The following is a 14,717-nucleotide window of genomic DNA, read 5'->3' on the forward strand; positions in this document are numbered from 1 at the left end:
TCCGCCTGCACGCGCTTTACGCCCAGTCATTCCGGACAACGCTTGCCCCCTACGTATTACCGCGGCTGCTGGCACGTAGTTAGCCGGGGCTTCCTCCTCGGGTACCGTCAAAACTTCTTCCCCGAAGACAAGGGTTTACAATCCGAAGACCTTCATCCCCCACGCGGCATTGCTCCGTCAGGCTTTCGCCCATTGCGGAAGATTCCCCACTGCTGCCTCCCGTAGGAGTCTGGGCCGTGTCTCAGTCCCAGTGTGGCCGTTCACCCTCTCAGGCCGGCTACCGATCGTCGCCTTGGTAGGCCGTTACCTCACCAACTAGCTAATCGGACGCGGACCCATCCAAGAGCGGATTGCTCCTTTGGTTCCCGAAGGATGTCCTCCAGGAACATTATGCGGTATTAGCAGCCCTTTCGGGCTGTTATCCCCCACTCTCAGGCAGGTTATCCACGCGTTACTCACCCGTCCGCCACTAAGAGCCTCCATCGAAACTTCAGCTCTCCGTTCGACTTGCATGTGTTAGGCATGCCGCCAGCGTTCGTCCTGAGCCAGGATCAAACTCTCCACAAAAAATGTAGATAAGCTTGAGTCAAGCTCTGATTGATAAAATTTGTCCGTCCCGCTTGCGCGGGCCGAATTGACTTTAGTTTCGCACGCTTTTGCTTTAACAACTGTTTGATTTTCAAGGACCAAATTTTTCTTCCCGTTTACCGGGGCGAGAACTATAATATCACGCCTGCAAAACTAAATCAACTGGTATTTTCAAGAAATTGTTTTGTTTTTCTTTAAAACCGATAGATTAGTTCGCCTCTTAGATATCCATAAACGTGTAGTCCCTTTGCTGAAAGCAGGCTACTCACCTAAATCAGCTGCAACAGATAGATAGTTTATCAGTGAATACACTTAAAGTCAAATGGGATATTTTGGGACAACAAAGGCTTACGTTTAAGAATCTCCCGTCATCCCGCACAACCGCTGGAGAATATCTTCAGCCCGACGGACCATATCGGGGCAACTGTCAAACAGCGGCTCTCCTTGTAGATCTGCCTGTACTGCCTCAGTGGTATAGGGGAATAGGCCAAGCAGCGGGATGTCTCCCAAGGCATCTTGAATGACCATGGGAGATACTTCGCCGACTTTGTTGGCCACGGCATAAACCTTTTTCACACCTAGATCTTTGGCCATATGGACGACCGATCGGGCTGTGGCAAAGCTGCGCTGTCCAGGTTCCACGACGACGATGAAAGCATCAACCCCTCTGGCCGTACCCCTTCCTAAATGCTCCAAACCGGCCTCCATATCGACAACTAGAGCGTCACGATCATCCAGAACCAAATGCGAGAGCAGCGCCTTTAGCAGCGTACTTTCGGGACAATAACAACCAGCCCCCCACTCGGAGCAGCCCCCATCTGCAACAGCTTGATCCCTCGATAGGCGATTACGTACTTTTCCGGAATATCATCGACAGTCGGATTGAGGCTGAACCACTGCCCCGATGTACCCGGTTCCGCACCAGTTCTCTCTTTGATCAATCTCCGGTCTTGAGCGATCGTGATCGCCTTCGCCATTAAGTCCGGCGGAAATCCCAAGGCCATACCGAGGTTGGCATCGGGATCGGCATCGACAGCGAGCACCTTGTTTCCCTGATTGGCTAGGACATAGCAAAAGAGGGAGGCCAATGTGGTTTTCCCGACGCCGCCCTTGCCTGATATAGCGATTTTCAGTCCTTTTTGTCCCACAAAAAAGCCTCCTTGATCCCATTGGTACGTGTAATGTCACTCGTTTAAGGTCCTCATTCTCTAGGAGGCCATCTTATTCCTTCCCAATATCTTGACAATCTTTCACCTACATCACCGTTTCGACAGAGTCTTTTCTTTCTATTGGACAGGCCTGCACTCAGTTGATACAATTTTTATAGCTGTAATTAAAGGGGAAAAACCAAATGGGAGCTTTGCTTCGGCCATTTATGAAATGGCCAGGAAACAAATATCAAATTCTTCATCACATCCTCCAACGACTGCCTGCAGGTCGACGACTCGTAGAGCCTTTTGCCGGTTCCTGTGCCCTATCGCTGAATGCTCCCTTTGATAGCCATCTTGTATGTGATATCAATGCAGATCTAATCCATATGTACCAGTCACTGGTAGCCCAACCGGATGCCTTTATTGAAGATGTCCGGGCACTCTTTTGCCCGGAAAATAACCAAGGGGAAACATATTATCATTTTCGGAATAAGTTCAACGAGACGGAAGATCCCTATGAACGAGCGCTGCTGCTCATTTACCTAAACCGCCATGGCTACAACGGTCTCATGCGGTTCAATCAAAAAGGAAAATTCAATGTCCCCTTTGGCCGGTATACAAAGCCCTATTTCCCAGAGAAAGAGTTGCGGGCCTTCGTGGAGCGCCTTTCCCGGGCCGAATTTTTAGTGCTTAATTTCGAAGATGTCGAAGAGCTGGTTCAGCCGGGCGATGTTTGCTATATGGATCCCCCCTACCTGCCGCTTTCTTCGACGTCTAACTTCACGACCTATGCCACCAACGGCTTTTCCTTTGTCCAGCAAGAGAAACTCGCCCGCCTATGTGAACGATTGGCCCGAAAAGGGATCCCGGTCCTACTCTCGAACCACCACACCACAGAAGCTCGAGAGTTATATAGCGCCTCCGATATGCAGTTGATTCAGGTCCAACGCTTCATCAGCCGCGACGGAAACAATCGGAACAAGGTGGAGGAAGTGTTGGCCCTCTTCACGGGGGAAACGGTATCTGGGCAGGGAGGTGAACCCGGTGGTCAAAGGGGCGCTGCCTGGTAAATCGCAAGGCAACCAAACCAACAGCACCGGCAATACCTTGGAAAGTGTCGTGCTCAGTGTGCTTGGCAGCAAAGGTTTTGTTGCCGTCCGATACCGTGACTACATATCCTATGTGGAACGGTTTGGACAAGCCGCCGCCGATGCGCACTATGGTCAGGAATTACTCTTCCAAAACGTACCGTACCGAAGTATCTATGGACATAATGGCAATACGGAGTTTCTTCTTCGTTCCAGCTGTTGGAGTTGTCGCATCCGCATCGAATGCAAATGGCAACAAACCGCTGGCAGTGTCGATGAAAAGTACCCCTATTTATATCTAAACTGTCTAGAGGCCATGCTGGAAGAAGAGATTCTCATCTTGTTAGACGGCGGTGGCGCTAAACCCACTGCCGTGCACTGGCTCAAAGATGCCGCCCGGCAAAAACTCTATGCTGTTACGCCGGAACAGCAATCTAAAAACATTGAAGTGATGAACCTAGTCGAGTTTGTCACATGGGCAAATAAACGGTTTCGCTAAGTCTGCTTCGGCAGGCTTTTTTCATTTGTCGGTAGTATGGTCGGGTCATCTATTTTAGAAGAATGCTATCCAAATGCCACCGATAATGATCCCCCATACTGGTACGCTCAGCAGTACCGCTACCAACAGACCTTTAAAAAAGGCCATCGGGAAATCTTCCATACTTCACACTCCTGGAATGAAGTATGGACGGGTGCCCGATGGCATAAACCTTCAAAGCAGTACGACAACGTACAATAACAAATCTTAACTTTTCCGTTCATATCCCAAACTATCCAACAACAGATCTAACGCTCGCTTTGCTTGGATATTCATCTGTGCCATCATCGCTTGAGCGACCTGGGCCAAGATACTATGACGGGTATACTCGAGCATCATTTGTGCGATATCGGCATCCCGTATACGTGATTCGGCAGCAGTGAGGTTTTCTGCCGAGGTCGTGAGGTTATCAATGGTATATTCTAAACGATTTTGCACAGCACCTAAAAGACCCCTTCGGGAAGAAACCTTCCCAATAGCACCATCTACGATGTCCAGGGCGTCACTAGCCCCTTCTGGAGTTTGAAGTTTTGCGAGGAGACTATCCAGGCCTAGCGTAGATTTATCGTTAGACCCTATGCTTAAATCCATAGACTGCCCCGTGTTGGCTCCGATTTGAAAATGTTTATTCTGAAAAGAGCCGTCCAATAACTTAATCGTATTAAACTCTGTTTGGTTTGCGATATCATTAATTCCCTTCAGAAGCTGATCCACTTCATCGGTAATCGCTTGGCGTTCGAGGGATGTGAGAGTTCCGTTTCCTGCTTGAACAGTTAATTCACGGATCCGCTGCAGCATGTCATGAGTCTCATTAAGTGCCCCTTCCGCCGTTTGTACAAGCGATATTGCATCTTGTGCATTACGTGCAGCCATATTTAGCCCTCGGATCTGAGCACGCATCTTTTCCGAGATTGCCAACCCCGCGGGATCGTCAGCAGCCGTCAAGATACGCTGACCCGAGGATATTCGAGCTATATAGTATCCTTGCATTTTCACATGATAATTGTAATATCGACATGCCTGTCTAGCACCCTGAAAGTAAAGGTTGAACATGAAGCAACCCCATTTCGAAGGTGTCCATGACACCGAAGATTATCCTTATACATAGTATCGACAGAAACACTTCGTGGCTTTACTGCATCTGGTGCCAAAAGGGATATTGACGCAGTTAGTCGCCCTAATCTGCCCCACAGGTAAGATAAGGGCTTCTTTTATAGCGCTCCAGCGTTGATACACTTTGTAATTTACCTCACTAAATAGTCTTTCCTTGCCGCCATCCCCATTTATTGTTTAGAATTGTATTATGAACGTATCCAGGAGGTTAAGGAATTGAACAACACCGACAAGGTTTTCCTGTCCAAAAAATCTACACTACAATTTCCCATTGTCATCGCAAACATCGCTATGCTAATAGCAGTACTCTTTTGGGGACTTTCTTTTATCAGCATCAAAGAGGCGGTTGCCGAGGTGCCGCCGATCACTTTAGCCTTGCTCCGGTTTGTGATCGCTTCGATCTTGTTATGGATTGTGGTAAAAATTAGCGAGCCCGCTACGCGGCTCGAGAAGTCGGACCGAATCCCCATGCTCGGTGCCGGTGCCATGGGTATTACACTTTATTTCTTCTTCGAAAACAGCGGTATTAAACTGACGACCGCCTCCAACGCTTCCTTGATCACCTCTATCGTTCCGGTCCTCGCCATCATCATGGATATCGTCATATACAAAACCCGCGTCTCCCTCATTCAAAGCATCGCGATCATAGCCTCATTATTAGGTACATATCTCTCGGTCACCGCAAACGGGCAAGTCGACTTTACATCCAATACTTTTCTCGGCAACCTGCTCGTTTTAGGTGCCATGGTCTCCTGGGCTGTCTATACGATGCAAAACAAGTCTCTTTCTCTCAAATACTCCGGCTTGTATCTCACCATGATTCAGACCCTTTTGGGCACTGCCCTCTTATTCCCCTTATCGCTGCTCGAACGGAACGAGTGGCAGCCTTTTTCTTATGTCGCTTTTGGTCACATTTTGTTTCTTGCCGTGCTCTGCTCGGCTGCCTGTTATTTTCTCTATAATTACGCCTTACCCAAGTTGGATGTGACCGTAACGACGCTGTACTTAAATCTGATTCCCATCGTCGGAGTGTTCGGAGGCTATGTCTATCTCAACGAGACCATCATTCCCATCCAACTGGTTGGCGGTGTCATCATCATCATCTCCATTTTACTGGTGACCTGGGAAAAGACCTTTCGGAAAAAGACTCGTTCATTGCAAGCGGATTAAATTTATCATCATGATGATGTCGGTAAGACGCAGTTTATAAGCGTTAGTAAACTTTCAAGATTCAAGGATAAACGGGGAAAGAAATATACCATTATCATTCGCTCTTGGGAAACCAATTGGCTTGAATTGACCATCTATTTCGCCTTTCCCCAAGCAAAGGAGTAAAAATACCCCGCTCATCCTTGAAGGACGGCGAGGCATTTTATTTTCAACTACCTTTAGAATCAATCCTTTAAAATAAACCATCTTTTAAATCAAATAAATCTCGAATCAACTGTGGAGCGCATAGACACAAGCGTTATGGAGCACCTTCATGCCTGCCTTCTCGGCCACTTCTACAGCTTCAGCACTATCGGCCCCCGGTTGAAACCAGGCATAAGTGATTCCCAGTTTACTGCTTTCCTCGGCCAGCTTCCGACTCACTTCCGGTGGCGTCACCAGGTTGATGACCTGTGGAATTTGCGGCAAGTCTTTGAGTTCCGGGTAGGTCCGATCGCCATCGACCTCTTTTACAGCCTTGTTGAGCGCATAAACAGTGTAGCCTTTGTTTTTTAGCTTGCGGTAAATCTTATAGGCCCATTTTTCTTCGTTCCGAAAAGAACCGGCCACGACCCAGACTTTCTGTTCGAGCATGGATGTAATCAAGTCTTCCATCGCACACACCTCAGTAAAATTTTGCATTCTCTGTTTATCATAACAGCAAAGGACTTTCCTGGTAAGTTTATCCAAGCCAAAAATCTTTAAGATATAGGTTCCAACGAATGATTTTTCTCCCCTTAAAATCCCCAAAAGGGAGCATCCTTATCGTTCCACTTTGAAGAGACATGCCAAAAAAGCGGGTTTCAGTTATTGTCCGTAAACAGTCCTCTTCCATTCATACGATGGCCAAAAGAATTATACCGAGAACCTGTCAAAAGGGAGTTTAGTAAAGGGGCTATTAGAATTTTACGCTCTAATAGCCCCTTTCTTTGTGACTTTTACTAAATCGCCTTCGCTGCAGCTAGCGCTTGGTCTAGATCTTCGATAATATCATCCACGTTCTCCAGTCCGACAGAGAGTCGAATCATCCCGGGAGTGATCCCGGCCGCTAAGAGTTGTTCATCGGTGAGTTGCCGATGGGTCGCACTAGCCGGATGAAGAACACAGGTCCGGATGTCTGCCACGTGGACAACGTTAGAGGCGAGTTTCAAGCTATCCATGAATGTAATCGCCTTTTCTCTTCCGCCCTTAATGGAAAAGGAGATCACTCCGCTGCAACCTAATGGGAGATATTTTTTCTGCAGTTCATGATATTTATTTCCCTCTAATATAGGGTAGTTGACGAACTCGATATCTTCACACTGGTTTAGATATCGAGCGACTTTTTCGGCGTTTCGGCAGTGTTTTTCCATCCGGACGGCGAGCGTTTCCAGGCCCAGATTGAGCAAAAAGGCGGCGTTCGCCGACGGATAGGTTCCAAAGTCTCTCATGAGCTGAACTCTCGCTTTGACGATATATGCGGCTGCGCCAAAGTCTTTGGTATAGGTCACTCCGTGATAGGATTGATCCGGTTCCGTAAACTCTGGAAACTTACCATTGGTCCAATCGAATTTTCCACTGTCGACGATCACCCCGCCCACTTGAATGGCATGTCCATCCATATACTTAGTGGTCGAGTGGATCACAATGTCTGCGCCATATTCAATGGGTCTGCAGAGAATCGGCGTCGCAAAAGTATTATCGATGATCAGCGGCACCCCGTTGGCATGGGCAATGCGAGCAAATTTCTCGATATCCAATACAGCCAATGCCGGGTTGGCGATGGTTTCGCCGAAGACAGCTTTCGTATTGGGGCGAAACTCTTTTTGGATCTCCTCTTCGGAGGCGTCAGCATCGACGAAGGTGCATTCAACGCCCAGCTTTTTGAGGGTTACGGCGAAGAGATTGATCGTTCCGCCGTAAATAGTGGAGGCGCTGATAAAATGGTCTCCCGATTTCATGATGTTCAGCAAACTGATCAAAGAGGCCGCCTGTCCCGATGTTGTGCATAATGCACCGACGCCGCCTTCTAATGCAGCAATCTTTTCTTCTACGGCTGCCACGGTGGGGTTGGAGATCCGTGAGTACATATGTCCTTCCGCGGTGAGGTCAAAGAGCTTGCCAATATGTTCTGTGGAGTCATAGGTATATGTAGTGCTTTGGTAAATCGGCAGCGCTCTCGGCTCGCCGTTTCCTGGCTTGTATCCCTCGTGTAAGCATTTCGTTTCGATTTTCATCTTTTACCTCCATAGATTCAAAATTAGTGACTGCGGTTGCTTGACAAATTAACCCCCTTCCTAGAAAGACTACGCAGAAGAGGGCGAAAATTCCGAAGATACCAATTTGGAGATAATTATACCTCCCCCTAAATGAGAATACAATCCGAACGCTCCCATTTATACTGTCGCTATATTTTGCGAAGATACCCAGTTGTTTTTTATCGAAATAATAGCAAAGGGGTTTTGCCTCTTCGCGAAGAGACAAAACCCCTAGAACGCCGGATAGGCCTCTCTGATTTCGAGTTGAACGCTTTACTGAGTCATGAAGTACATAATGCTGTTTTCGATTTTATTTATTTACTGTTACTTTATACTGCACTTTAACAGTGGAGTTATTTTTTGATTGTACAACAATCAATATATCCGTACTGTTTCCTAGTAAATTCACTGACGGTGATATGGAACCGCTCGCAACAACATTACCGGCTACGGTTATCGTTACGTCATTCGGGTACACCGCAGTCGGCTTTACCGTTACACTTGCTACTGAACTGCCTACAGAACCGGTATAAACCAGCGTTGTTTGATTAAACGTGGGGTTGAGTGCCACCGACGTTTTCAGCGCTAAAACCTGAAGCCCTAACAAAAATGCCGTATAGGATAGCCTTGTAACCACTAACGTATACGACTTGGTAGTCCCGTCTTGAGCCGTAACGTCTATCGTTATCGAGTTAGCTCCCGTTGACAAATTAATCGCCTGGGAAGTGCCTCCGCTTGCTACAACCTGCCCGTTAACCCTTATCGTTGCATTTGGATCTGCTGCAGTAGGGGTTACCGTAATGCTGGCTACATCTGCTGTGACCGTATCAGTATACGGCGTACCAGATACACCGGGTGGCGGAGGCACCACCGTTCCGCTGCTTGCGGTGAGGTTAGCTAAATCCGCATTGGAAGACGCCGGTCTTGTCACGGTGACGGTGTATTGCTTACTTGTCGAACCATCGGGGGAAGTCACAGTGACTGTTATCGCATTGCTTCCAACAGCAAGGCTTATTGCTTGGGATGCCGTCCCACTTGTTACGGTTTGCCCGTTGACCTTGAGCGTGGCAGTAGCGTCTGCCGCCGTGGGCGTTACCGTAACGGTGGCTACATCTGCTGTGACCGTATCGGTATAAGAAGTATTACCCGAAGTAAATCCAGGTGTCAACGTACCGTTGCTTATGGTCAGGTTAGACAAATCAACATTTACAGGCGCTTGTCTTGCAACAGTTATGGTATATGTTTTTGTTGTCGATAAATCAGGGGATTTTACAACGACTGTTATGGTATTTTGTCCAACAACAAGGTTTATAGCTTGGGACGCCGTTCCACTCGCTACAGCCTGACCGTTGACGGTAATGGTGGCGTCAGCATCTTGAGCCGTAGGGGTTACCGTAATGCTTGCCACATTATTTGCTACTGTGGCGTTGTATGAAGTAACAGTTGAGGAAAACGCAGGAGTCAGCGTGCCGCTGCTTAAAGTGAGATTCGCCAGGTTTGCGTTATTTGTAAGAGCGTAGCCCATTGCGCCGAAATTGAGTATAGACGCAAGTTGGCTTATAGGCCTTGAATCTCCTTTCATGACGTAAAGCCTCAATGCATTTGCTTTAACTGATACGTTTCGGTTAACTATGTTGGCCATATTCCCCGCCATAACGTCCACATCGATCCACACAGGGCTTGCTATAGAACTGGTATTAACCTGAAGTTTAAAATCACTTAAGTTACAGGTCTGATTCCATCCTGCTTGACCGATGCAAGTAACTCCCCAACTGGTAACTTTGAACATGCCGCCTAGATTCACCATCAGCCAACTAGCCGTCGAAGAGGCGCAAAGCCATCTGCTGTAGGGCGCTACGGAATCATCAAGCGCCCTGGCAGGCTCATATGGCCTTACATAGCCGCTTGCCGAGGCTGGCTTGCCTTGGGTAATGTTCACTGAGTTCGGCAAGTGAAATCCCCCTCTCAATTACGGTCTTACCGGCCAATCGCCAGTGTAGGAAATACAGTACATCATGTGGGGGTCTGGCTCTGCACCTGTTAAGTCAGGCACTGCAAATGTATTTTGCTGTGCATTTCCCCCATAAATGTTGCCGATCAAAGCATAGAGCGGCTGGTATGATTGCCAGTTATACAGGCTTCCATCACACTTTAACCAGCCCTGTGGGACAAATGAGGTGAATGCAAACAGCCTGATTTCGCCCACCATTTGTTCCATCTATAACACTCCTATCGTGTACAAATTAAGGTCTCGGTGGGTAAATCCCCATCGTCGCGATGTAATAGGCACAGTTTGGTGCCGACGGGTTTGTGGACGGAAAAGGAGCAGCATTTCTCAAGTCAGGCAGATTGAACGTGGTTCTTCCATCGCCGCCATACGTATTGCTAATGAGAGAAAATAACGCCTGATTTTGAGCCACCTGGAGTTGTCTTCCATCACATAATGTCCAACCATCTGGAGCGTAGTTGAAAGCGAAAATCTGAATTTGTCCCAAAATAGGTTCCATAAAATCATCCTCCTCATTGTCTTCTAAACGAATGCTCGAACCCTTGACTTAACACCCTTCGTGGAATAAACGTCATTAATTTCGGGATAGCATTGCCTATTAAGTTTGTTTTAGAAAGACTTAGTTGCAACTGCTTTGAAACCTCGCAACACCTCACTCTCTGCCTTCTATTAGATTTTCTAAGCGAGCCGGCAGTTAGATTAACTTTGCCCGATAAAGAGTCAACCAAATGCCGGAACTAGCCTCTTTCAATCTGTTGTTCTATGGGCGGTAAACAGGCAAAGCGGCAGTCTTAAAATCTACGTAATTCTAACAATTACTTTCTCTATATTGGTTATTGTTTCTTTCTAGATATTTACCCGATTTCCTGCTATATCCCAATCCACTCAGCAAATTTCTTACATCAATAATCAAACTTTAACGGCAAAAAAGGCAACTCGTGTCATAACCCTTTTGATCTTATTCACATATAATACCGAAGATTATGAACACCACTGCCACAGACTTATTTATATTTATAATAAAACGTTCATGGCCCATTGGGCCACAGGCTATCATGAAAATGGCTTTTTCATAAAAAAAAGCCCTTACCCGAAAATAGGTAAGGACTCTTACTTTTAAGCATCACCGCCTGCAAATCCCCCGCGACAAGATTATCCTGACGAGCATAGGCCAAATTATATCCCTCAACTGATTTTAGAAAAATAAAAAATCAACGTCTGAGTCGTTCAAACGCTGATTTAACGGGCTTTAATATGGCGGAGAGGGTGGGATTCGAACCCACGAGACGCTGTTAACGCCTACCCGATTTCGAGTCGGGCGCCTTCGACCAACTCAGCCACCTCTCCGTATTAGCTATTCATTTGAAACTACTTCTTCCGCAAGCGTCGAAAAAACGCCTGCATCAACTCGCGGGCTTCTTCTTCCCGGATACCCGAGACCACTTCTACCCGATGGTTTGTCCAGTGGCTTTCCAAGATGTTAAAGCAGGTGCCTGCGGCGCCGCCTTTTAAGTCCATCACCGAAAAGACCACTCGGGGAATACGCGCAAGCACTATCGCACCAGCACACATCGGACAGGGCTCTACTGTAACATAGAGTGTCGTGCCTGTCAACCGCCAACCGTTCAGGTTCCGGGCCGCATCTTGAATGGCTAGTACTTCCGCATGGGCCACGGGATTTTTATCGGTTTCCCGAAGGTTATATCCACGGCCGACGACTTCACCGTCTTTGACGATGACACAGCCGATCGGCACTTCGTCTTGTGTAAAGGCTTTGCGCCCTTCTTCTAATGCCATTCCCATGAATTTGTGGTCATCGGCAAACACTGGAGACCCCTGCTTTCCGGTTGCCCGGCGGATTCTATCGATAACACCTTTATCAGGCGATGCACTCCTGGTGCCCCCGGAGAGAATCGAACTCCCGACGACAGGGCTTAGGACGCCCTCGCTCTATCCACTGAGCTACGGAGGCAAGAATCGAAAAGAAGAATGGCGCGCCCGGAGAGATTCGAACTCCCGACCTGCTGATTCGTAGTCAGTTACTCTATCCAGCTGAGCTACGGGCGCACATGTTACCGGTACTCTCGCACCGCAGAAGAAGTATACCAGTTAACTTGGCTAGAAGTCAAGAACCGGGCCTCTCCAAATCCTGGGGGCAGCCGCGAAATGCAACTAATACATGTTTTCAAAATAAATCGCCGACCAAACGGGAATATCCTATGGATTTTTCTGCTTTCATAACGGACTTTTTTGTTTGGCAGGGGAGCATTTTCAAAGGGAACATTTTTTTAATTGGCAATCCCCAATCGGATCTTCCGCCATATACTGAAGCAAATGTATGTCACGGAGGTGGTCCCTTGCTCATTCATACCGTAGGGCCAGGCGAGAACCTTTATGCCATTTCCCGCCGCTATGGCGTCAGCATTGACGATACCCAGCGGGCCAATCTATTGCCCAATCCGGGCCAATTAATCATCGGCCAGTCTATCGTTATCCCGATTACCGCGCAATCCCATACGGTTCGTCCCGGCGATACCCTGTTTACATTGAGTCAACGGTACGGCGTGACGCCAGAAGCGCTGGCACAGGCCAACAACATTCCTGTAACGGCCCCGTTGATTCCCGGGACGGTTCTGCGCATCCCCCAGCGGGAGAGAACCCCCATCGAGGTCAACGCTTATTTGGAAATCATGGGAGAGCGGGGACGGCAGATCACCCGGGATGTGGGCTTCTTCCTCACCTATATGAGTTTTTTCAGTTATCAAGTCAGAGCGAATGGCGATCTCGTTCCCATCAATGATCAAACAGTGATCAATGAAGCCTTAAATCAACGGGTAGCGCCGTTGATGGTCATTACGAACTTTGCTGAAGGTACCTTCAGTTCCGAGATTGCCCGAGCCGTTTTTACGGATCAGACGGCGCAAAACCGTCTCTTTGACAATATTGAGTCCACCCTGCGTACCAAAGGATATCGTGGGCTGAATATCGACTTCGAGTACATCTTCCCGGAAGACCGAGAACTGTACAACCAATTCCTGCGGCGGGTTGTCGCTCGCTTCCGTCCTCAAGGCTACCTGCTTTGCACGGCCGTGGCGCCCAAAACGAGCGGCACGCAAACGGGAACTCTCTATGAAGCCCACGATTATCCCGTCCATGGGCAGTTGATGGACTTTGTCATCTTGATGACCTATGAATGGGGATGGTCTGGCGGGCCGCCGCTTGCCGTCGCACCAGTCCCTCAAGTCCGTCAAGTCCTCGACTACGCTACAACGGTAATTCCTGCAAATAAAATTATGATGGGTATGCCGCTCTACGGATACGACTGGGTTCTCCCCTACGTTCCCGGAGGACAGTGGGCCCGAAGCATCAGTCCCCAGGAAGCGATTCGCCTCGCCCTTCGCTACAACGCCGCCATTCAATATGACCCTCGGTCCCAGGCGCCCTTTTTCAATTATTATGATGAACAGGGAAGAGAGCACATCGTTTGGTTTGAAGACGCCCGGAGTGCCCAGGCCAAATTTGACCTAGTGAAAGCCTACAACCTGAGAGGGGTCAGTTACTGGGTCTTAGGGGGCGATTTTCCGCAAAACTGGATTCTTCTCGCCGATAACTTCACCATTCGAAAAATCGTTTAACCTCGTAGTGCACCTATCCTATCCTAAAAATTAATCATTTTCATTCCCCTGATGGTACCGCTCTAGCGACATAGACGTCTTATCTATGGGATACCCAGAAATAGCGAAGGCCCCATCCCTCTTATATCGGGGAACGGGACCTTCCTATTTAGATTATGTAAAGGAACTAACCTTTGACTTTTAGGCGTGAACCAAACTGTCGATCAGATCCTGTGCTTTGGAATCCATCGTCATCAACGTTTCTAACTGATCGTCAAACTCCTCCCACATCCCCGCGTAGCCGTTGACCTTTTCATCGAGTTCTTTTAAAAAGCCCGCGATCTCATGGATGCTTTGGGAAATCTCATCCAGCGATCTTCCAATCTGATCGGCAGCCCCATTGGAGTTCTTCGATAAGGCTTGAATTTCTTTGGCCACAATCGAGAAACCAGCCCCATCGGCACCAAACCGGGCCGCCTCGATGGACGCATTGATTCCCAGGAGATTCGTCTGTTTGGCGATCTTCCGGATAAACTCCAACACTTTTTCGGTTTGATAAGAGTTTTGATTCGCCTGTTCGGCGTTACTGCGGACTTCGGCGATGATCGTCACTAATTGCTGGACCGCCTCGGCAATCCCCCGGGAACGCTCTTTCAAATCCTCTGTCACCTCTTTGACCTGCTGAAGCAAGCCTTCGATTGACACTTGCGTCGAAATATTGTAACCAATCCCTAACGCGCCGAGCACATTCCCATGATCATCACGAATCGGGATGGTTTTTCCGAGAAAAGGTACGCCGTAGGCTTCGTCCGGAATCCGCAAGGATGAGGGTCTTCCTTGGAGGGCATCCTGCATCGACTGGTCCTCTTGGGGAACGGGTGTACCCGGCTTGACACCGAGGTTGATGGTCTTACTTGGAATATAAGCTAAAAATTTTTCCTGGTCTACAACCCCAATCATGGCATCTTCGAGCATAACTTGTCCAAAAAAGGGGGCAGCCACGGCAATACTTTCTATTAGGGATTTGGTTTTACTTTCTTCCTGACTCATCGGGTGCTTCTCCTTCTTTCTTTCATTTTGAATAACCAGCATTCAATGTAAAACGTAGGGTTGTATTACTATGTTATCACTCCTAAATGTTAGCTTCCATAAAGAATTTGAATTATTCCGC

Annotated in this window: 14 protein-coding genes, 3 tRNA genes and 1 rRNA gene; 4 read left to right on the plus strand and 14 right to left on the minus strand. The window is 48.1% G+C overall.

The window, feature by feature from the left end:
- The 3 genes from GJ688_RS15750 to GJ688_RS20805 all read right to left on the minus strand — a co-directional run.
- Positions 1 to 567, minus strand: a 16S ribosomal RNA gene (locus GJ688_RS15750); the annotation flags it as partial.
- 375 nt (positions 568 to 942) lie between these two features.
- Positions 943 to 1,332, minus strand: a complete 390-nt coding sequence (locus GJ688_RS20800) for an ATP-binding protein (protein WP_235911038.1) — start codon at positions 1,330 to 1,332, stop codon at positions 943 to 945.
- A gap of 17 nt (positions 1,333 to 1,349) precedes the next feature.
- Positions 1,350 to 1,736, minus strand: a complete 387-nt coding sequence (locus GJ688_RS20805; protein WP_328597385.1) for a nucleotide-binding protein — start codon at positions 1,734 to 1,736, stop codon at positions 1,350 to 1,352.
- Positions 1,737 to 1,939: 203 nt separating this feature from the next.
- Here GJ688_RS20805 and GJ688_RS15760 point away from each other — a divergent pair, with 203 nt between their 5' ends.
- Entirely contained in the window at positions 1,940 to 2,809 is an 870-nt protein-coding gene (locus tag GJ688_RS15760; RefSeq protein WP_155477510.1) for a Dam family site-specific DNA-(adenine-N6)-methyltransferase, read from the plus strand.
- The gene (locus GJ688_RS15765; protein ID WP_207708828.1) at positions 2,784 to 3,326 is read left to right on the plus strand and encodes a PD-(D/E)XK nuclease superfamily protein; all 543 of its coding nucleotides are present in this window, start codon (positions 2,784 to 2,786) and stop codon (positions 3,324 to 3,326) included. Before GJ688_RS15760 ends, GJ688_RS15765 begins: the two co-directional genes overlap by 26 nt.
- A gap of 246 nt (positions 3,327 to 3,572) precedes the next feature.
- Here the strand turns inward: GJ688_RS15765 and GJ688_RS15770 are convergent, their stop codons facing one another.
- Positions 3,573 to 4,418, minus strand: a complete 846-nt coding sequence (locus tag GJ688_RS15770; RefSeq protein WP_155477511.1) for a flagellin N-terminal helical domain-containing protein — start codon at positions 4,416 to 4,418, stop codon at positions 3,573 to 3,575.
- 276 nt (positions 4,419 to 4,694) lie between these two features.
- Here GJ688_RS15770 and GJ688_RS15775 point away from each other — a divergent pair, with 276 nt between their 5' ends.
- On the plus strand, positions 4,695 to 5,648 hold the full coding sequence (locus tag GJ688_RS15775) for a DMT family transporter (protein WP_235911039.1): 954 nt from the start codon (positions 4,695 to 4,697) through the stop codon (positions 5,646 to 5,648).
- Positions 5,649 to 5,918: 270 nt separating this feature from the next.
- Here GJ688_RS15775 and GJ688_RS15780 read toward each other — a convergent pair whose 3' ends face one another.
- From GJ688_RS15780 to GJ688_RS15820, 9 genes are all read right to left on the minus strand, one after another.
- A complete protein-coding gene (locus GJ688_RS15780; protein ID WP_155477512.1) occupies positions 5,919 to 6,302 on the minus strand; it encodes a CoA-binding protein in 384 nt (127 codons plus the stop codon).
- A 326-nt stretch (positions 6,303 to 6,628) separates the two neighbouring features.
- The gene (locus GJ688_RS15785; RefSeq protein WP_155477513.1) at positions 6,629 to 7,903 is read right to left on the minus strand and encodes an O-acetylhomoserine aminocarboxypropyltransferase/cysteine synthase family protein; all 1,275 of its coding nucleotides are present in this window, start codon (positions 7,901 to 7,903) and stop codon (positions 6,629 to 6,631) included.
- A 331-nt stretch (positions 7,904 to 8,234) separates the two neighbouring features.
- Positions 8,235 to 9,875, minus strand: coding sequence for a cadherin-like beta sandwich domain-containing protein (locus tag GJ688_RS15790; protein ID WP_155477514.1), 1,641 nt, complete (start codon positions 9,873 to 9,875; stop codon positions 8,235 to 8,237).
- 18 nt (positions 9,876 to 9,893) lie between these two features.
- Entirely contained in the window at positions 9,894 to 10,142 is a 249-nt protein-coding gene (locus GJ688_RS15795) for a phage tail protein (protein ID WP_155477515.1), read from the minus strand.
- A gap of 25 nt (positions 10,143 to 10,167) precedes the next feature.
- Positions 10,168 to 10,431, minus strand: coding sequence for a phage tail protein (locus GJ688_RS15800; protein ID WP_155477516.1), 264 nt, complete (start codon positions 10,429 to 10,431; stop codon positions 10,168 to 10,170).
- 756 nt (positions 10,432 to 11,187) lie between these two features.
- Positions 11,188 to 11,279 (minus strand) — tRNA-Ser (locus GJ688_RS15805).
- Positions 11,280 to 11,300: 21 nt separating this feature from the next.
- Entirely contained in the window at positions 11,301 to 11,759 is a 459-nt protein-coding gene (locus tag GJ688_RS15810; protein WP_328597386.1) for a nucleoside deaminase, read from the minus strand.
- A 68-nt stretch (positions 11,760 to 11,827) separates the two neighbouring features.
- Positions 11,828 to 11,904: transfer RNA gene (locus GJ688_RS15815), tRNA-Arg, on the minus strand.
- A gap of 18 nt (positions 11,905 to 11,922) precedes the next feature.
- A tRNA-Arg gene (locus tag GJ688_RS15820) sits at positions 11,923 to 11,999 on the minus strand.
- A 290-nt stretch (positions 12,000 to 12,289) separates the two neighbouring features.
- Here GJ688_RS15820 and GJ688_RS15825 point away from each other — a divergent pair.
- Positions 12,290 to 13,567 carry a glycosyl hydrolase family 18 protein gene (locus GJ688_RS15825; RefSeq protein WP_170292073.1) on the plus strand — a complete coding sequence of 426 codons (1,278 nt, stop codon included), beginning with the start codon at positions 12,290 to 12,292 and terminating at the stop codon, positions 13,565 to 13,567.
- Positions 13,568 to 13,747: 180 nt separating this feature from the next.
- Here GJ688_RS15825 and GJ688_RS15830 read toward each other — a convergent pair whose 3' ends face one another.
- Positions 13,748 to 14,596: a methyl-accepting chemotaxis protein gene (locus GJ688_RS15830; protein ID WP_170292074.1), complete on the minus strand. Its 849-nt coding sequence runs from the start codon at positions 14,594 to 14,596 to the stop codon at positions 13,748 to 13,750.
- Positions 14,597 to 14,717 lie beyond the last annotated feature (121 nt).

It is taken from the genome of Heliobacterium mobile, from assembly GCF_009720735.1.
Lineage (GTDB): Bacteria > Bacillota > Desulfitobacteriia > Heliobacteriales > Heliobacteriaceae > Heliobacterium > Heliobacterium mobile.

Bases quoted from the DNA above. Each gene is read 5' to 3' on its own strand.
- GJ688_RS15760 (WP_155477510.1), top strand. From the start codon at position 1,940: ATGGGAGCTTTGCTTCGGCCATTTATGAAATGGCCAGGAAACAAATAT.
- GJ688_RS15770 (WP_155477511.1), bottom strand. From the start codon at position 4,418: ATGTTCAACCTTTACTTTCAGGGTGCTAGACAGGCATGTCGATATTAC.
- GJ688_RS15780 (WP_155477512.1), bottom strand. From the start codon at position 6,302: ATGGAAGACTTGATTACATCCATGCTCGAACAGAAAGTCTGGGTCGTG.
- GJ688_RS15785 (WP_155477513.1), bottom strand. From the start codon at position 7,903: ATGAAAATCGAAACGAAATGCTTACACGAGGGATACAAGCCAGGAAAC.
- GJ688_RS15795 (WP_155477515.1), bottom strand. From the start codon at position 10,142: ATGGAACAAATGGTGGGCGAAATCAGGCTGTTTGCATTCACCTCATTT.
- GJ688_RS15800 (WP_155477516.1), bottom strand. From the start codon at position 10,431: ATGGAACCTATTTTGGGACAAATTCAGATTTTCGCTTTCAACTACGCT.
- GJ688_RS15830 (WP_170292074.1), bottom strand. From the start codon at position 14,596: ATGAGTCAGGAAGAAAGTAAAACCAAATCCCTAATAGAAAGTATTGCC.